The sequence below is a fragment of the Rhizobium sp. IY2 genome (assembly GCF_047532935.1).
Classification (GTDB): domain Bacteria; phylum Pseudomonadota; class Alphaproteobacteria; order Rhizobiales; family Rhizobiaceae; genus Rhizobium; species Rhizobium anhuiense.
This window is the reverse complement of record NZ_JBLKNU010000001.1, coordinates 1,312,635-1,330,331: the sequence shown is the minus strand read 5'-3', so window position 1 is coordinate 1,330,331 and position 17,697 is coordinate 1,312,635. Positions and strand designations below refer to the sequence as shown.

The following is a 17,697-nucleotide window of genomic DNA, read 5'->3' as shown; positions in this document are numbered from 1 at the left end:
GTAATCAGTGGCAAAGAAGGGCGGGCATTTCGAGGCGGCTCAACAGCGACCGTGTGACCCCTCCGAGACGAATTCGCGCAGTCTCGAATGACCGAATGCGCCCGCGACGAGTAAATCGGCCTTGCGTTCTGGGGCCATCGATTGAATGACGCTGGCTGGCGAGTCTCCCTTCGCTTGCATGGCCACGACGTCGACGGCAAAACCAGCTTTGCCGAATGCCGACGCAAGGTGGTCTCGACTGCGCTCGTCAATCTGCTTGTCGTCGGTGACGGAAATCAGGACAACGCGCGAGGCCTGTTCCAGAAGCAATCTGGCGCCTGTCAATGCCCTTGCGGCAGTGGCTCCTCCGTCCCAGACGACGGCGACAGCATCGATGCGGCCGCAGCAATTGTCCGTTGGCTGTAACGCAGCCAACGGGACGCCGACGGACGAGTCAGATGTTCCTCACTGCCGAGGTATCGCGGCACGCCGACTTTCGTCAGCACGTCTCGTCGACGATTGGATTGCGCAGGCTGCCAAGCCGATCGACCTCGACTTCGACCACGTCTCCCGGCTTCATCCAAAGCGGCGGATTGCGCTTGGCGCCGACCCCACCCGGCGTACCGCTGACGATGACGTCGCCGGCTTCGAGCCGGGTGAAGGCGGAGCAATATTCGATCTGGCGCGCAATATCGAAGATCATCTGGCTGAAGGTCGCGTCCTGCACCACCTCGCCGTTCAAGCGCGTCTGCAGCCGCAGCTCGCCAAGCGGGCCGAGTTCGCCCGGCGTCATCATCCATGGACCGAAGGCGCCGGTATCTGGAAAATTCTTGCCCGGGGTGAACTGGTGCGTATGTCGCTGGAAGTCGCGGATGCTGCCGTCATTGTAGCATGCATAACCGGCGACATGGTTCATGGCTTCGGCGTACGGAATGTAGCGGCCGGGTTTGCCGATGATGACGGCCAGTTCGCCTTCAAAATCGAGTTCGGTCGAGACCTTCGGGCGTATGATCGGAGCGAGGTGTCCTGTCTGGCTATTGGCATAGCGGGCGAAGATGGTGGGGTTCTCCACCTCCGAACGGCCGGTTTCCTTGCGATGCATTTCGTAGTTCAGGCCGACGCAGAGGATTTTGTCGGGATTGGGAATGACCGGCAACCATTCGACCGCGTCGACAGGCGTGGCGGCCGCGGCAGCAGCGGCCTCGGCAACGCCGTCAAAGCCAGCAGCGACAGCCGATTTGAGGTCGGCATAGCGGGCCGAGAGCGCGGCGCCGACATCGAGGAAGCGTTCGCCTTCCACGACGCCCCAGGTCGTTCGGCCGGCGATCTTGACGGTGGACAATCTCATGACTTCTTCTCCTGTCTGTGATCAGAATTTCCTGCGCGCCGTTCAGACCCGCTGCATTTGTTCGGTGAAGCGCGTCATCCTGCCGAAGCGCTCGATGGTGCGGTCCGGGAAGATCAGCGCGAAGGCGGAAATTGCACCAATGATGAGGATGCCGGCGGTGAACAGCATGGCGTTCGCATAACCGGCAGCCACATGGTCGGGTCCTGCGGCCTGCACGATCATGCCGGTGACGGCGTTTGACGCGAGTGCGGAGATGGCGTTCGCCGAATAGATCACGACGATCAGCCGGCCGCGTTGGGCGGCGGGCGCCACGCTGCCGAGCGTGATCGGGCCGTAGATCGTCGTCAGGCTCGGCGCGGCAAAGGCGATCGCGATCAGTACCAGTTGCAGCGGGCCGCTCACATGAACGGAGGCGATGAGCGCTACGCCGCTGACAAGCAGCGCATAACCCGAGGCGCTGCCGAGCGTGGCGCGCTTGCTGACGCCCTTCTGCAGCATCCGCTGCGCGATCCATGAACCGACGAGCAGCAACGGAGACTGGAAGATGTAGACGGCCGAGATGACTGAACCGGTCTCAGTCTGCGAATAGCCGAGGCCTTGCTGCAGGAAAGGTGGCAGCCAGGTGGCCGACATGCCGACGATCCAGTAGGACATGGTGGACATGATGATGACGCCGATCACGGTCGGATCGAGCCAGAGCTTGCGGGCCGGAACCGGCGAATCTCCGACAGTGGCGCGAACTTTTTCATTCTCCGTGCCCGCATGCGGCCCCTCGCCGCCGATGAGCAGCCAGGCCACGATCCAGACAATGCCGATCAGGCCGCAGAACAGAAAGCCCGAACGCCAGCCGTGGCTGACGATGATATAAGTGAGGATCGGACCGCCGGCGAGCAGGCCGACGCTGATGCCCTGCAGCACGACGGCGCTCGGCACACTGCGCTTTTCCGGGCTGAACCAGTTATGGCAGGCATGCAATGCCGTCGGCAGGCCGGGTCCCTCGCCAAGGCCGAGCAGGATGCGGCAGGCGATCAGGACCGTCACCGAACTGGTGAAATAGATCGGGATCTGGGCGATCGACCAGATCGCCGCCAGAATGACGAGGATCCACTTGACCGGCATGCGGCCGATCACGAAAAGGCCGACAAGGACGCCGGAGATCGAAAACAGCAAAAAGAAGCTGCTGCCGATCAGCCCGAACTGCTGTGGCGAAATCCCAAGCTCCTTCATCATCGGCACCGCCGACAGCCCGAAGACGAGCTTGTCGAAAAAGTTCAGCGTCTGGAACAGAAAGAGAAGGGCAAGAACGGCAAAGGGGCGCCATTTGCCTGAGGTAACAGTGGTTGGTTCGGTCATATCTTCCTCCCAGAAACCGATTGAACTTCAATGTGTGACAGGCCCTGCTCTTCAGGCGAGGCGAGCATGCAGATCCGCGATCTGCTGGCGAAGCGCCTGAACGTTCTGGGCAGCGCCGAAAACATAGTGGTCAGGACGGACCAGTGCGGCGATTGCGCCATGCCGGTCGAACCAAGCGGAAAGCACGCCATCCTTCTCGCGAAGGGCCGAGGGATCGACTGTCTCCGCACCTTCAGGGACGACGGTCTTGATCACGATCCCATCGATCTCCCCGGCAAATGCTTCTCCCTCCCCGGCCCCGATCCGGCGGCCGTCGAGGATGAGCCGCCAATTCGGGCCGGTGAAATGATCCAGCAGGCGCGTGGAAGCGCCTTCGACGATGGCGGGCTGCGGAAAGAGCAGCCCCCGCGCCGGCGTTCCCGCCGCTGCAAGCAGACCTTCTTCGATCGGCGGAACGATTTCCTGGCGGGTAATGGTCGGCGGCTTGCCGCCGCCCTCGGCGAGAATGCGAGCATCGCGCGCGGCCGCTGCCGCCGGATCGCGTTCGCAGATCATCTGGCCGATCGCCTTGATCTTGCCGGTCAGTGTCTGCACGTGGCGCTTGCGCTCGACCGTATAGGTATCGAGCAGCGCTTCCGAGGATTGTCCCGTCAGCACGCGGTCCAGCCGCCAGACGAGATTGGAAACGTCGCGCAAGCCCTGGCACATGCCCTGCCCGATAAAGGGCGGCTGCTGGTGGGCGGCATCGCCGGCAATCAACACCCTGCCGCGGCGCCATTCATCGGCCACCAGCGCATGGAAGCGATAGGCAGCGGCGCGCCAGAGTTCGCCCTCTTCTGACGTGAGCCAGGGCGACAGCAACCGCCAGACGTTTTCGGATCTTTCCATTTCGCGCGGATTTTCGCCGGGCAGCAGCATGATTTCCCAACGGCGATGGTTCTTCGGCCCCATGATATAGCTGGTCGGCCGCGAGGGATCGCAGAATTGCGCCGAGGTCTGCGGCAGCTTGGTGAGTGCGGCATCATGCACTTGCACGTCCACCACCAGCCAGGGCTCGTCGAAGGTAAGATCCTCGAGCGTCATGCCGGACAGTTCGCGAACCCGGCTCGAAGCGCCGTCGCAACCGACCAGGTATTTTGCCGCGACCGTCCGGGACTTGCCGGAGGCGTCCCTCAGCGTTGCAACGACCTGATCGGCCTGCGGATCGAGATCGGTCATCTCGGTTCCGAGTTCGACCGTGACGCAATCGAAGCTTTCGGCATGCCGCCTGAGCACGGCCTCGACCGGAGGCTGGGTGAACACCATGCTTGGCGTGTAGCCGAGCGGATAGGGCGCGGGTACCATGTCGATGCGGCGAATGAGTTGCCCCTGTGCGCCGAAGTGCTGGGAAGCGGTGAAGGGCGCGATATGGGGCAGTACGTCGTCGGCGATGCCCATATTGTCGAAATGGCGCAGGATCTCGTGGTCGATGGCAATGGCGCGGGGCTTGTCATAGATGTCAGTCAGCCGGTCGACGACAAGAGTGGAATGACCGCGCGCGCCCAGCATGCCGGCAGCCACGGCGCCGGCCGGGCCGAAGCCGACCACCAGCACGTCATAATGATGGGAAATGTTGTTCTCGCTATTCAACGGAATGCCTCTGCTATGATGATGGCCGCGTCAGGCGCCGGAAAATCCGACGGAAATCTGTGCCTTCTTGCAGGCGTCGCTCTTGGGGGCGGCGATGCCCCAATGATCGGTGCGGCCCGGCGGCCAGACCCATTCGTCCGGACCCCGCACGCGATAATCATCGTCCACCTGCAGAACCTCGGCGGTGTATTCGACCACGACGCCCTGCGGATCGACGAAGTAAGCAAAGACATTGTCGCCTGGCCCGTGGCGGCCGACGCCCCAGCCGATCGGGTAACCGTGATCGACCACCCGGCCGGAGCCGCGCATGACCGATTCGAGATCGGGCATCAGAAAGGCGATATGGTTCAGGCCGTTCACCGGCGCTTCCGCCAGCACGACGCAGTGGTGATCGTCATTGCAGCGCAGGAAGGCCATCAGCTTCGACCGGTCGGTCAGGCGGAAGCCCAGGATTTCCCGATAAAAATCCGAAAGCGCATCGATCTCGGCGCTATTGATATTGACGTGCGCGAGGCGTTCCGGCCGGTTGGCGACGACTGTGCCCGCCTTCCTGTCGTCGCCATAGACGAATTCCAGCACCGAACCCTGCGGCTCCCGAACGACGAAGCGCTCCCCGCCGGACGGTGCGTCGGCAGGTCCCGGCTCACGCATCGTGACGCATCCCGCCGCAACGGCCTTTGCAAAAAGCGACTTCAGATCTTCGGCGGAATGGACGCGGAACGTGATCTTGCGCAGTTCCGAGCGGTCGCTCGGCTTCAGTTCCAGCACATGGAAATCGTCGCCGGTCGCGGCGAGGAAAACCTTGCCGCCGGCTTCGGCGACCACGTCCAGTCCCCAGACCCGGCTATAAAAATCGACGGATGCAGCCAGGTCGGGCGTGCCGAGTTCGACGCTGCGCAGGGCGGTGACGGGAAAGTCGGACATCTGATCAAACCTCATCCAGGGCAAGGAAGGCCTGCGCGTTCCTGAAGGACAGCCGTTCGCGCAGTCCTGTATCGGCGAAAGCGGCCTCGATGCGCGCAACGGGCTGCTGGTCGCGAAAATTGAAGGGGTAGTCCGTGCCGAGCAACACGCGTTCCTCTCCGAAAACTGAAACCAGGCGGCGCAGCGTGTCCGTATCGAAGACGAGAGAGTCGACGTAGAGCCGGCGGGCCTGTGCCGAGGGCGGTTCAGCCATCGTTTCCTTCAGAGCCGGGAAAGCCGCATAGCCCTGCTCCAGCCTCGGCAGAAGCGAGGCGAGCGTGCCGCCGCCATGGCTGAAGGCGATCCGTAGTTGGGGGAATTTCAACAGCAGCCCGCCGGTGATCACCGAGGCCGCGGCCAGCCCCACATCGGTGGGATAGCCGAGCACCTGCTGAAGCGGCGCCGGCCCGACGAGCCGGTCCATGCCGGCCGGCCGCACCGCATGGACGAAGACGGCTGCTCCAAGCTTCTCGACTTCCGCAAAGAAGGAATGGAACTTGGGATCGCCGATCGGTACGCCATTGATATTGCTGCCGACCTCGACGCCGCGAAAGCCTGGGGTGCCGACCGTGCGGTGCAGCTCGGCGATAGCAAGGTCGATATCCTGCAGGGGGACGCCGGCCAGCCCGACGAAACGCCCCTCTCCTTCCGCAACGAGTGCTGCAATCGCGTCGTTGACGTGACGGACGAGGTCGTTCGCCGCGTTGGTTTCGATCCAGTAGCCGAAAAGTTCCGGCATGGGTGAAAGTGCCTGAAGCCTTATGCCGCTACGGTCCATGTCTTCGAGACGCCGTTCGGCGACCCAGCAGGCGTCGCTGACCGTGCGATAGGGCTTCTCGTCGATGACGACGGTGGCATGGCAATCGTCCGAGGCGACCATAGAGGGAAAGCCGCGCACCGGCGCGCCACTAGCCGGCAGCGGAAAACGTGCCGGCACGACATGGCAGTGAATGTCGATGCCACAGCAGCCGCAACCGCTGTCGAACCGCCCTGCGCTTTGCTTGCCTACGCCCACGCTTTCCTCCTGTGCTGGTTTTCGAATAATATCCATAAACGCTCGTGTAAAGTAAAAATTTATAAATTTTACGAATTGGATGTGGTCGTGTATATGAAAACAGATTTGAACAATGGACCCGATATGGACGCAGATGCGCTGAACAGGGGGCCGGAGAGCCCCGCAACACTGGCAACCAGCATTTACGAACGGCTGAAGGCCGACATTCTGTCCGCGCGACTGGAGCCCGGCCGCAAGCTGCAGCTGCGTTTCCTGATGGAGCAATATGACGCGGGGCAAACGCCCTTGCGCGAGGCGTTGAACCGCCTAACCACCGAGGATCTGGTCATCGGCAAGGAGCAGCGTGGCTTCTTCGTGAAACCGATCAGCTTGGGGGAATTGGGGGAGCTGACCAAAACCCGCTGCTGGGTGGAAGGTCTGGCTTTGCGGGAGTCGCTCGCAAACAGCACACCGGCATGGGAGGAAGCCCTTCTCGTTGCGCACCACAGGCTGGAGCGCGCACCTCGCTCATTGAACCCGGAGCGGTTCGAGAGCAATCCGGAATGGGAGCGGCTGCATCGCGCCTTCCACGCGCAGCTCATCGGCGGCTGCGGCTCGCGACCGTTGATCGGCTTCTGCGAACAGCTCGCCGACCGGCTTCACCGTTATCGCTCGCTTTCCAGCCGCAAGGCGTTTCGCGTGCGCAACGTAGCGCAAGAACATGCGGATATTCTGAAAGCCGTGCTCGATCACGACAGCGATGAGGCTATTCGCTTGTTGCAGCGGCACTACGAACAGACCGCCGATTTCATCAGGGCCGACCTTGAATCCAGCGGAGCCGGCACCGCAACGCCGCCAGCCTGACACCTGTCGAACGTCGTCAGGATATAAGCATATATAATTTGAGGTTATGGTATTTGCTAAATCCATTATTGGACGAATGATAATGCGCTCCTGAATAATCCGCCGCGGAATTCAGGAGGAGAAGACAGTGATTTCCAAATTGCTTTTTACTGCGACCACTGCAGTCGCGCTTTGCTTCGCAGCCTCTGCGAATGCAGATGAAATCAAGGCTGAGGTAATTCATCAGTGGACCTCCGCCGCCGAGTCGGCCGGCGTCAAGGTTCTGGCCGAGAAGTTCACCGAGCTTGGGGGAAGCTGGGTCGACAATGCCATATCAGGCGGACCGAACGCCCGCGCGACGGCCGTCAACCGGGTGGTCGGCGGCAACCCACCCGCCGCCATGCTGTTCAATACCGGTGCCCAGTTTATCGAACTCCAGGAAAACGAACTGCTTCGTGATCTGACGGAGACCGCCACGGCCGACAACTGGCAGGAAAAAATGCCGCAAGCCCTGCTGAATTCGGGCACGGTCGACGGCAAGATCTGGGCGCTTCCGATCTCCGGCAACGGCGCCAACTGGTTCTGGTTCAACAAGCCGATCCTCGACAAAATAGGCGTGTCGACGCCCAAGACCTGGGACGAGGTATTTGCTGCGCTCGACAAGGCCAAGGCGGCTGGCCTCATTCCTTTCGCGCCCTCCGGGGAGCCGCGCTGGGAGCGGCTGATGTTCAATGCCGTCGTGCTCGGCGTTGCAGGGCGCGAAACCTATGATGCGGTTATCTACAAGAGGGATGCGGCAGCGGTGCGGGGCGACAAGTTCAAGGCCGCCGTCAAAGTGTTCGAAAAGCTCAAGGCCTATGCCGATGCCGGCTCGCCGGGGCGCTCCTGGCCGGATTCGACCAACCTCGTCATCTCAGGCAAGGCGCTTATGACCCAGGGCGGCACATGGTTGAACGGAGCCTTTGCTGCTGCCGGGAAATCGGCCGGCAGCGACTATGAATGTGCAATCATCGGCGCCGATCAGGGCATGATCATCTCGGGTGACGTGTTCCTGTTCCCCGAACCCGCGGATGATGCGATGGGCAAGGCGCAGGATCTGCTCCTCAAGACCTTCACGGATATTCCGACACAGACCGCCTTTGCGGTTGCCAACGGTACGATCCCTATCCTGAAGGGCGCCGATACGTCGAAGCTCAACAGCTGTATTGCGCAAGCGTCGCATTATTTCAGCGACGCCAAGCTCGCAACTGCAGGCGACCAGATGATGTTCCCGCCGGCCGTTGTCGGTGCCGTCGAGGATGCGATCACCCGCTTCTGGAGCAAGGGCGGCCTGACTGCCGACCAGTTCATCGAGGCCTATGCGAACGGGCTCTCCGCGAGCTGACGCAACCGCGTCGGGGGAGTGTGTTCAGTCGCCTCCCCCGAACGACCAGATATTCGGAGTCCCCAGCCGTGTTCGCAACGTCGCCTTCAAACAGTCGCCTTCAAGCGACCCTGACACTTGTTCCCGTCGCATTCGTCGTTTTGTCGGTCTATGTCGGAGGCGTTCTATGGGCGGCGGGCATATCCTTCACCCGGTCCTCCATGCTGCCCAATTACAGGTTTGCCGGTTTCACCCAGTACACAAACCTGTTCTCCAACGCCCGGTGGCATGTCTCGCTTACCAATATGGCCCTGTTCGCTGTGATTTTCATCCCGGTCACGCTGTTCATCGGCTATTCGCTCGCCGCCATGATCAACCGCGGCGTCCGCGGTGAGAACGCGCTGCGGACGATCTACCTCTATCCCTTCGCCATGTCCTTCATCGTCACCGGCTTGGTATGGCGCTGGCTATTCGATCCGAATTACGGCATTGCCGACGTTGCTCGCAAGCTCGGCTTCGAGAATGCCTCCTTCGACTGGATCGTCAATGCGGATACGGCGATCTTTACGATCATCTTCGCAGCCGTCTGGCACTCGTCCGGCCTGGTCATGGTCGTTCTCCTCGCCGGGCTGCGCGGTGTCGACGACGATCTGTGGAAGGCGATCCGCATCGAGGGCATCCCTGCCTGGAAGGCGCATCTCTATATCATCGTCCCGAGCATCGGCGCGAGCATCACGACTGCGCTGGTCCTGATGTGTCTGACGGTCGTGCGCCTCTTCGACGTCGTGGTCGCCATGACCGGAGGCGGACCGGGCATCGCAACCGATGTGCCGGCCAAGTTCATCATCGATCACATGTTCGAACGCCAGCAGGTGGGCCTTGCATCCGCCGCGGCAACCACGCTGCTGCTTCTCGTCCTGCTGGTCTCTGTGCCTCTTCTCTATCTCAAGAATCGTCGCAAGGGAGCTGCCGAATGACCACTAAAAACGGCCTCGCCCCCATACACCGCAATGCCTATGCCGCCCCGCTGTCGCGCGCGTTGACCTACGTACTCCTGATCGCAATCGCGATCGTCGTGCTGATCCCGCTCTACGTGATGATCGTGACCGCCTTCAAGTCGATGGAGGAGATCCAGACGGGCACGCTGCTGTCCCTGCCCCATGCGCTGACGTTCGAATATTGGTCCAAGGCCTGGAATTCTGCCTGTACGGGACTGCGTTGCGAGGGTCTCAAGGTCGGCTTCGTGAATTCCGTGCTGATCACCATTCCGAGCGTCGCCCTTGCCATCGCAGCCGGCGCGGTCACCGGTTATGCGCTGAGCTTCTGGCGGGTGCGCTTTGCCAACGTACTTTTCACCGTGCTGCTGATCGGCGGCTTCTTTCCCTATCAGGTGCTGATCTATCCGCTCGTGCGCATCACTTCCACCATCGGCCTGTTCAATTCACTGGCCGGCGTGATCGCGGTGCATGTCGTATTCGCTCTGCCCGTCGTGACGCTGCTGTTCCGCAATTATTTCGCAACGATCCCGATCGATCTCTTTAAGGCCGCTCGTGTCGACGGTGCCGGCTACTGGCGCTTCTTCTTCTCCATCCTGTTGCCGATGTCGGTTCCGATGATCGCTGTCGCCGGCATCCTGCAGGTCACCTTCATCTGGAACGACTACATCGTCGGCCTCGTCTTCGGCGGCATCAACTATGCGCCGATGACCGTCCAGCTCAACAATATCGTGCACTCCACCTATGGCGAGCGGGAATACAATGTGGAGATGGCGGCAACGCTGCTCACCTCGATCATCCCGCTTCTCGTTTACTTCACCTCGGGCCGTTGGTTTGTCCGCGGCGTGGCCTCCGGTGCCGTGAAAGGCTAATCATGACAGGCGTTCAACTGCGAAATCTCGGCATCCGCTACGGGCAGGTCGAGGTCCTCAAAGGCATAGATCTCGACATTCCGCCATCGGAATTCATCGTCCTGCTCGGGCCTTCCGGCTGCGGCAAGTCCACGCTTCTGAATGCGATCGCCGGGCTCCAGGACGTTGCCGAAGGGCAGATCCTGATCGGCAGTCACGACATGACCAATGTCGAGCCGAAGAACCGCGGGATCGCGATGGTTTTCCAGTCTTACGCGCTCTATCCTCGGATGAGCGTGCGGGGAAATCTGAGTTTCGGCCTGAAAGTCGCCGGGACCGCCAAGCCGGAAATCGAAAAGCGCGTCGCCAATGCGGCAAGGATGCTGCAGATCGAACCCTTGCTCGACCGCAAACCGTCGGAACTTTCCGGCGGCCAGCGGCAGCGCGTGGCGATCGGCCGCGCCGTCGTGCGCGACGCGGGCGTGTTTCTCTTCGACGAACCGCTCTCCAACCTCGACGCCCAATTGCGCTCAGACCTACGCGTCGAGATTAAGCGTCTTCATCAGCGGCTCAAGTCGACGATGATCTATGTGACCCACGACCAGATCGAGGCGATGACGCTTGCCGACCGCATCGTCGTCATGAAGGACCGGATCATCCAGCAGCAGGGCACGCCAGACGAGATCTACAACAAGCCGGCGAACACCTTCGTCGCCCGTTTCGTCGGCTCGCCCGCCATGAATTTCCTCGACGCCGCCGTTGAAGGCGGCGATGTGATCATCGACGGCAAGGCGGTGCGCATCACGTCCGCGCTGCAAGCGCCGCTGGCCAACGGCCGAAAGGTGATCGTCGGCATCCGCCCCGAAGACGTCGTGCTCCATGCAGAAGAGGCCGCATCGGGCGTGGCGGTCGAGGTCGACGTCGTCGAGCCGATGGGAGCCGAAAAGCTCGTCTGGTGCAAACGCGGCAGCATTGGCATCTGCGCCAAGACATCAGCCTCCGTCAGCATAAAACCCGGCGACAAGGCGTGGCTCGGCCTGTCCGAGGATCGCCTTCACATATTTGACGCAGACAGCGGAAAGCGGGTTTGATGACCGAGACCATCCTTGAAAAGCTTGCAGGACATCCCTTCCATCTCGATGACACGGCTCTTGCGTGGGTGAGATCCACTTTCGACAGCCTGTCGCTGGACCAAAAGCTCGGGCAGATCATGCTGCCTCTTTGCCGCGACCTCTCGCCGGAAAATCTCTCGGCCCCGCTGCAGCGCCATGTCGGCGGCATTCATCGCATGCCCTCCCGTTCCGAGCAGGAATTGCGCGACAGCGCGCAATTCCTTCAGTCGCAGACGGCGATACCGCTCTTGATGAGCTGCGACATCGAGTTCTCGGAGAAGAGCAGCGTTGCGGCCGGAACGCCCTACCTCAACCAGATGGCCATCGCTGCGACGGGAGACGCCGAGCATGCGCGGCGCATGGGTGTCGTTGCGGCGCGCGAGGGCGGTTTTCTCGGCTTCAATATCTCCTGGACGCCGGTTGCCGATCTTGCGGTCAATTTCCGTTCGAACGTGGTCAACACCCGGTCATTCGGCGCGGATGTCTCGACAGTCATGGCAATGACGACGGCCTATCAGCAAGGCGCCCGCTCGGCGGGTTTCGCAAGCTCGATCAAGCATTGGCCGGGTGACGGCCTCGACGACAGGGACCAGCATTTCGCCACCACCCACAATACGATGCCGATGGAAGAGTGGCGCCGGACGTTTGGCAAAATCTATGCCGACGCCTTTGCGAAGGGGGTGCAGGTCGTCATGGCAGGCCACATCACCCTTCCCGCCTACACGGCCGAGCTGGGATCGTCGGCCCTGAGCCCCGCCCATATGCCTGCGTCGCTCAACTTCGACCTCACCACCACCCTTCTCAGAGAAGAGCTGGGCTTCAATGGCCTGGTCGTTTCCGATGCCTCCGGCATGGTCGGCTTCAATGCGCGCGGCGCGCGGCGGGAACTCGTGCCGCTCTGCATCGCCTCGGGCTGCGATATCCTGCTGTTCCCGGCTGATCTCGACAAGGATCTCGGCTATATCAGGGAAGGCCTTCAGAACGGTCTTCTCAAGCAGGAGCGTGTCGATGAAGCGGTCTTGCGTGTGCTTGCGCTCAAAGCATCGATGAAGCTCCACGAGACCGGCGGCCATCCCCCGGAGGCGGAAGATCGCCCGCGGCTGCTCGGCGGCGCCGAGCATGCCGCATGGTCGAAGTCGGCCGCGGAGGCCGGGATCACGCTGGTCAAGGACCAGCAGGCTCTGCTGCCGCTTGATCCGAGCCGGCACAAACGTATCCTGCTGGCGCAACTGGAAAGCCGGATGAGCCCTTCCGGCCCACTGCCGCAACTGCGCGTGGCCGATATGCTGCGCGAACGGGGTTTTGACGTCACGCTCTATCGCCGGGGCGATGCTATCGATCCGGCCGCCCACGATATCGGCATGTATCTGATGGCCGAGGAAGGTGTGTCCGCCAAGGAAAACCTGGGGCCGCGCTGGGAGGACCTGCACGGCTTGTTCCCGCTTTCGATGCAAAGACTGTGGGACTATCTTCCCACAGTCTACATCTCGCTCGGCACGCCGTTCCTGCTGTATCACATGCCGGAATGCAGAACCTTCGTGAACGGCTATGCCGCCGTGCCGCCGGTGCAGCAGGCGCTGGTGAAGGCTCTAATCGGTGAAATTCCGTTCGCTGGACAAAGCCCCGTCGATGCAGCTTGCGGTCTGCAGGAGGCTTCCCTTTAAATGAACAGGCGAATTCTTCCAGAAATCAATCTGCAAGTTTTGCGATAGGCCGGAACCCGGCCTTCTCGATGCCGGCAACGGCGCAAAGCTCGTCATTGTCTCCGAGATCGCCGGAAATTCCGACCGCGCCGATGATGTGCCCTTGTCCATTGGCGATCAGGACACCGCCCGGAGAAGGCACCATGCGCCCACCACTGACGGCCGATAGAACCATGACGAATGTTGGGTTCTTGCCGGCGCGTTCCGTCAATTCGCGCGACCCGAATCCCATGCCGAGCGAGCCCCAGGCTTTTCCGAAGGCGATGTCGAAACGAACGATGCCGGCCCCGTCCTCGCGTTTATACGCGACCAGATGGCCACCGGCGTCGAGGACGGCGACAGCCAGAGGCGCGAGACCACGGGTCCGTCCTTCCACAAGGGCGGTGTCGATGATGGTTGAGGCATCGGAAAGTTTGAACATGACAAGATCCATTCATTCAAAAGACAAAAATCAGCGGCGGGCGGCCTGCCAGCGCAGGAGGCGTTTTTCCGCAACCGATAGCAACCGGCTTCCGGCGAGGCCAATTGCCCCCAGAATGACGATGCCGGCGAAAAGATCGGGGGAACGGAAACTTCGGCTGGCCGCCAGAATGCTCTGGCCGAGCCCTTCGCGGCTTGCAAGCATTTCGCCGACGACGGCCAGAATGAGTGAGATGGTCAGGCCGAGCCGCAGGCTGGCGAGGATCATCGGCATGGCGCTCGGCAGTGCCAACTTCCAGATCACCTCTGAACGACTGAGGCCAAGCACCTGACTGACCTCATAGAGCCGCGGCTCCATGGCGGCGAAGCCGTGCATCGTGGCGAGCAGCATCGGCCAGAGAGCACCGAAGGCGATGACGACGAGGACCATGTGATCGGAGAAACCGAGAAAGGCGATTGCGATCGGAATCATGGCCGAAGCGGGAAGCGGCCGAAGCAGTTCGAGCGTCGGAGCGATGAATGCGCGAGCCTGTTTCGACACGCCGATAAGCGCGCCGAGAAAGACGCCGACGAACGAAGCAAGCAGCCAGCCGAGCAGCATGCGCTGGATCGTCTCCAGCGTCTGCGTGAGAAGGGCGCCGCCGAAGAGCCCCTTCACCAGCGCGGCATAGGTTCGCTCCGGGCCGGGGAAGAAGATCGGCGAGACAATTTTGGCATCGGTCACCAGCTTCCACGCAAGAACGAAGAGTACCAGCGCCCCAGTGCCGAGCAAAAGCCGTCGCAGGGAAAAATGCCTCATCGCCCCTCTCCCTTGACGAAGGCCGGAAAGAAGGCCCGTTGCGCCGCGTTGAGAAGCAGGCTGATGAGCCAGCCGATCGCGCCGATCCAGATCAGATAGGCAAACATTTCAGCCGGCCTCAGGGCCTGCTGCGCCATCATGATACCATAGCCGAGGCCGAGCGGATTGGCCGTGATCTCCACCGTCACTGCGACCACAAGCGCATAGCCGGCGGCAAGTTTCAGCGACATGAAGAGCTGTGGCAGGATGGCCGGCAGAACGATCTTGCCGAGCCGGGCGGCAAAGCCGAGTTGAAGTACGCTGGATACCTCTATCAGGCGCGGTTCCACCTCCTTGACGGCGGCGCGTGCCAGCACGACCGAGGGCCACAGCATGCCGAGCGCGATGATGACGATCTCCATTTCCGCCCCGAAGCCGAGCAACATCATCACGACCGGGATGAGCGCCACCACGGGGATCGGCCGCAGCAGCTCGATCGTCAGATCGAGTGCATCGTCTGCAATGCGGGAAAGGCCGAGCACGATGCCGAGAAGCGATCCTGCCCCGACACCGAGAAGGCACCCGGCGGCAGCCGCTTTCAGCGTATCCGCCGTCGCCCGCAGCAGCGAACCGTCTGCGACGACGGAGAAGAAGGCCTTGGCAATATCGAACGGGCTCGCCAGGCTGTCGCTTTCCAGCGCAGTCGCGGTCGCGGCAAGCTGCGCCAGGCCGATGAGGGCGACCGGCAGCAGAGCCGCGCGCCAGCCAGTGCTCAGCAGGCGCTGCGCGGTCATTGGTGATCATCCTTGATGAGATCGTAGAGTTCACGGCGCAGACGCAGAAATTCCGGATCCTCACGGGTCAGAAGCTGGTCGCGTGGCCGCGACAGCGACACGTCGACGATCCGCCCGACGCGGCCGGGATTCGGCTGCAGGCAGACGATCCGGTCGCCAAGATAGATCGCTTCCTCGAGATCATGCGTGACGAAAACCATGGTGGCCCCGGTTGCGGCAACCAGTCCGAGAACCTCGTCCTGAAGCGCCTGCCGCGTCATGGCATCAAGGGCGCCGAAGGGCTCGTCCATCAGGAGCACCTTCGGCTCCTGCGCCAGACAGCGGGCGATCTGCAGGCGCTGCTGCATGCCCCCGGACATTTCACCCGGATATTTGTCGGCGTGAGCGCCAAGGCCGATCTTCTCGAGGAGATCTCGGATGATCCCAGGCCGGTCGGCGGGGCGGCAGCCGCGTGCTTCCAGCGCCAGCGATACGTTGCCTGCTGCCGTCCGCCAGGGCAGCAGAGCCTTTCCGTAGTCCTGAAAGACGATCGCCACGGAGCGGTTCGGTCCGCCAAGCCCCGCGCCATCGAGTTCGACGCTGCCGGAGGTCGGTTTTGCCAGACCGGCCAGCATGCGCAGCAGCGTGGTCTTGCCGCAGCCGGATGGGCCGATGACGCAGACGGTCTCACCGGCCGCGACATCGAGGCTGATGCCGCCGATGATCTGGAGCGGGCCATAGGAGAGCGTCACGTCGCGGATGCGAATCCGCGTCTCGCCGGAGGCCGGCGCATTGCTTTCACCATAGGGTCGGCGGGTGGAAAATTGCGTCACAACCACATCAAACTCCCTTCACAAGAGCGGCATGCGGGCCGCCTGCCCCCTGCGGGAATCCATAGGCATTCATCTTCGCGAAGTAAGGCATGCTGGGATGCGCCTCGAAACGGACGTGGCAATCTATCACCGCCGGGAGGCCGGAGGCGATAGCCCGCTCGAGAGCCGGCCCGATCTCTTCCACCGTTGTCACCCGCTCTCCATGGCAACCGAAACCGCGTGCGACGTCGGCATAGTCCACACCGTCAAGATCCGTACCGAACGAGAAGTCGTAGGTCTTTCTCTGGCCCATCTTGATGACGCCCCAGGAGGCATTGTTGTGGATGATGTTGATGATCGGCAGACCGTAGCGCCGGGCGGTGTCGAGCTCGGAAAGCGTGAAGCCGAAGGCGCCGTCGCCGCAGATGTTGAAGACCGGCCTGTCTGGATGAAGTAGCTTGAGCGCCACCGCATAGGGCGTGCCGAAGCCGAGCTGGCACATGCCGGGCTCGTGGAAACGGGTGCGTTCGATGGTTGCCGGGGTGAGATCATTGCTCCAGAAGGAGGTGTGGCCACCGTCGTAGGCGATCAGCGCATCGGCGGGCAGAAGCTTGCCGAGCGCGGTGCCGAGACGGGCGGGATGCATGACCGGGCCATTGTCCTCGTTCATGCGTTCGAGCTTGCCGCGATAGCTGGCGTAGATATCGCGCATGCGCGCCAGCCACCGCGACCGATCCGGTATCTGCCGGCTCCTCAGGGCATCAAGCAGATCGGCAAGCGCGCTGGCGGCATCCGCCCATATGCCGAGGGCATGGCGGGCATTCGCGCCAAGGCTCATCGGATCGATGTTGATGTTGATGAGGTCGGCACCGCCGCCTGCAAGGGCACCGGTTTCGTTCCAGAGCCAGGAGGAAAACCGGCATCCGACAGCTAGTATGACATCAGCTCCGGCAAGGGCCGAAGAAACCGCGTCGCCGCCAATGATGCCGCCATGGCCGATGAAGAACGGCGAATCCGAAGGAACCGTGCCGATGCCCATCTGCGTGGCGAGCGCCGGGGCCTTCAGAACCTCCAGAAGATTGCGGAACAGCGCGCCCCCTTCCGCGGACACGACGCCGCCGCCGGCAACCAGCACCGGGCGCTCCGCCTGCGCCAGCATGTCGGCGGCGCGGGCGATCTGGGCAGCGGAGGCTCTCGGGCCTTCGACGGTGCGATAGGCCGATGGCGGCAGCGAAAGCGCCGCGTCGTCGAAATCGAACTTGGTCGTAAATACGTCCTGCGGCACATCGAGATGAACCGGGCCGCGCCGCCCGGTCAGCGCTTGGCGGAAGGCGTCGCGGACGAGATCGGGCAGCCGTCGCCCGTCATGCACCACCGCGCTCCATTTGGTCAGCGGCTTCAGGAGCGCATGCGTGTCGAGATCCATGAACATGCCGCGGTGGGGATAGGCGCACGCATGGTGATTGTTTGAGGTGACGAGCACGAGTGGCAAGTTGTTGTTGAAGGCGGTGCCGAGGCCGCCGACCAGATTGGACGAGCCCGGTCCCATTTCACCGAGCGCCACGCAGATCCGTCCGCTCGCTGCGGCAATCGCCGCCCCCATCAGGGGGCCAGATGCCTCATGGCGCACACCGAGATAACGGATCGACGGTTCGCGCGAAATTGCATGCAACAGCGGGTTCAGCTTGCCGCCGGCGACGCCGAAGACAAAGGGAACCGCTTCCCGAACAAGCAAAAGGGTTAGCGCTTCCGCGCCGGTCATCTGGGCCATGATGTCACCT

General features: G+C 62.2%; 16 protein-coding genes and 1 pseudogene. 6 read left to right on the top strand and 11 right to left on the bottom strand.

Features of this window, described 5'->3' with window-relative positions; translation table 11 throughout:
• Nucleotides 1-4 precede the first annotated feature (4 nt).
• From ACMUVN_RS06510 to ACMUVN_RS06485, 6 genes and pseudogenes are all read right to left on the bottom strand, one after another.
• Nucleotides 5-423, bottom strand: a pseudogene (locus tag ACMUVN_RS06510) (universal stress protein); the annotation flags it as partial.
• A 55-nt stretch (nucleotides 424-478) separates the two neighbouring features.
• Nucleotides 479-1,327 (bottom strand): fumarylacetoacetate hydrolase family protein, encoded by an 849-nt coding sequence (locus ACMUVN_RS06505; protein ID WP_063475611.1) that lies wholly within the window; start codon nucleotides 1,325-1,327, stop codon nucleotides 479-481.
• Between the two features lie 42 nt (nucleotides 1,328-1,369).
• Nucleotides 1,370-2,680: an MFS transporter gene (locus ACMUVN_RS06500; RefSeq protein WP_132571792.1), complete on the bottom strand. Its 1,311-nt coding sequence runs from the start codon at nucleotides 2,678-2,680 to the stop codon at nucleotides 1,370-1,372.
• A gap of 51 nt (nucleotides 2,681-2,731) precedes the next feature.
• Nucleotides 2,732-4,309: a bifunctional 3-(3-hydroxy-phenyl)propionate/3-hydroxycinnamic acid hydroxylase gene (locus ACMUVN_RS06495; RefSeq protein WP_082849738.1), complete on the bottom strand. Its 1,578-nt coding sequence runs from the start codon at nucleotides 4,307-4,309 to the stop codon at nucleotides 2,732-2,734.
• 30 nt (nucleotides 4,310-4,339) lie between these two features.
• Nucleotides 4,340-5,233, bottom strand: a complete 894-nt coding sequence (locus ACMUVN_RS06490; RefSeq protein WP_063475613.1) for a VOC family protein — start codon at nucleotides 5,231-5,233, stop codon at nucleotides 4,340-4,342.
• 4 nt (nucleotides 5,234-5,237) lie between these two features.
• Nucleotides 5,238-6,287 (bottom strand): amidohydrolase family protein, encoded by a 1,050-nt coding sequence (locus ACMUVN_RS06485; RefSeq protein WP_063475614.1) that lies wholly within the window; start codon nucleotides 6,285-6,287, stop codon nucleotides 5,238-5,240.
• Between the two features lie 123 nt (nucleotides 6,288-6,410).
• On the opposite strand from ACMUVN_RS06485, the gene ACMUVN_RS06480 reads away from it, so the two are divergent.
• The 6 genes from ACMUVN_RS06480 to ACMUVN_RS06455 all read left to right on the top strand — a co-directional run bounded on the left by ACMUVN_RS06480 (nucleotide 6,411) and on the right by ACMUVN_RS06455 (nucleotide 13,094).
• Complete coding sequence (locus ACMUVN_RS06480) at nucleotides 6,411-7,130, top strand: GntR family transcriptional regulator (RefSeq protein WP_063475615.1); 720 nt, start codon at nucleotides 6,411-6,413, stop codon at nucleotides 7,128-7,130.
• Nucleotides 7,131-7,257: 127 nt separating this feature from the next.
• Nucleotides 7,258-8,493, top strand: coding sequence for an ABC transporter substrate-binding protein (locus ACMUVN_RS06475; protein ID WP_132571795.1), 1,236 nt, complete (start codon nucleotides 7,258-7,260; stop codon nucleotides 8,491-8,493).
• Between the two features lie 68 nt (nucleotides 8,494-8,561).
• The gene (locus tag ACMUVN_RS06470) at nucleotides 8,562-9,449 is read left to right on the top strand and encodes an ABC transporter permease subunit (RefSeq protein WP_028756757.1); all 888 of its coding nucleotides are present in this window, start codon (nucleotides 8,562-8,564) and stop codon (nucleotides 9,447-9,449) included.
• Nucleotides 9,446-10,339, top strand: a complete 894-nt coding sequence (locus ACMUVN_RS06465; protein ID WP_097544294.1) for a carbohydrate ABC transporter permease — start codon at nucleotides 9,446-9,448, stop codon at nucleotides 10,337-10,339. Before ACMUVN_RS06470 ends, ACMUVN_RS06465 begins: the two co-directional genes overlap by 4 nt.
• 2 nt (nucleotides 10,340-10,341) lie before the next feature.
• The gene (locus ACMUVN_RS06460) at nucleotides 10,342-11,409 is read left to right on the top strand and encodes an ABC transporter ATP-binding protein (protein ID WP_063475619.1); all 1,068 of its coding nucleotides are present in this window, start codon (nucleotides 10,342-10,344) and stop codon (nucleotides 11,407-11,409) included.
• Nucleotides 11,409-13,094 (top strand): glycoside hydrolase family 3 protein, encoded by a 1,686-nt coding sequence (locus tag ACMUVN_RS06455; RefSeq protein WP_028756754.1) that lies wholly within the window; start codon nucleotides 11,409-11,411, stop codon nucleotides 13,092-13,094. Before ACMUVN_RS06460 ends, ACMUVN_RS06455 begins: the two co-directional genes overlap by 1 nt.
• Nucleotides 13,095-13,119: 25 nt before the next feature.
• On the opposite strand, the gene ACMUVN_RS06450 is transcribed toward ACMUVN_RS06455, so the two are convergent.
• The 5 genes from ACMUVN_RS06450 to ACMUVN_RS06430 are packed head-to-tail and all read right to left on the bottom strand — an operon-like array spanning nucleotide 13,120 to nucleotide 17,687.
• Nucleotides 13,120-13,554: a GlcG/HbpS family heme-binding protein gene (locus tag ACMUVN_RS06450; RefSeq protein WP_063475675.1), complete on the bottom strand. Its 435-nt coding sequence runs from the start codon at nucleotides 13,552-13,554 to the stop codon at nucleotides 13,120-13,122.
• A 30-nt stretch (nucleotides 13,555-13,584) separates the two neighbouring features.
• Complete coding sequence (locus ACMUVN_RS06445) at nucleotides 13,585-14,352, bottom strand: ABC transporter permease (protein WP_063475620.1); 768 nt, start codon at nucleotides 14,350-14,352, stop codon at nucleotides 13,585-13,587.
• Nucleotides 14,349-15,125 (bottom strand): ABC transporter permease, encoded by a 777-nt coding sequence (locus tag ACMUVN_RS06440; protein ID WP_028756751.1) that lies wholly within the window; start codon nucleotides 15,123-15,125, stop codon nucleotides 14,349-14,351. The genes ACMUVN_RS06445 and ACMUVN_RS06440 overlap by 4 nt, the downstream gene beginning before the upstream one ends.
• Entirely contained in the window at nucleotides 15,122-15,943 is an 822-nt protein-coding gene (locus tag ACMUVN_RS06435; RefSeq protein WP_028756750.1) for an ABC transporter ATP-binding protein, read from the bottom strand. The genes ACMUVN_RS06440 and ACMUVN_RS06435 overlap by 4 nt, the downstream gene beginning before the upstream one ends.
• A gap of 1 nt (nucleotide 15,944) precedes the next feature.
• Nucleotides 15,945-17,687, bottom strand: coding sequence for a thiamine pyrophosphate-binding protein (locus ACMUVN_RS06430; RefSeq protein WP_063475621.1), 1,743 nt, complete (start codon nucleotides 17,685-17,687; stop codon nucleotides 15,945-15,947).
• Nucleotides 17,688-17,697: the final 10 nt, after the last annotated feature.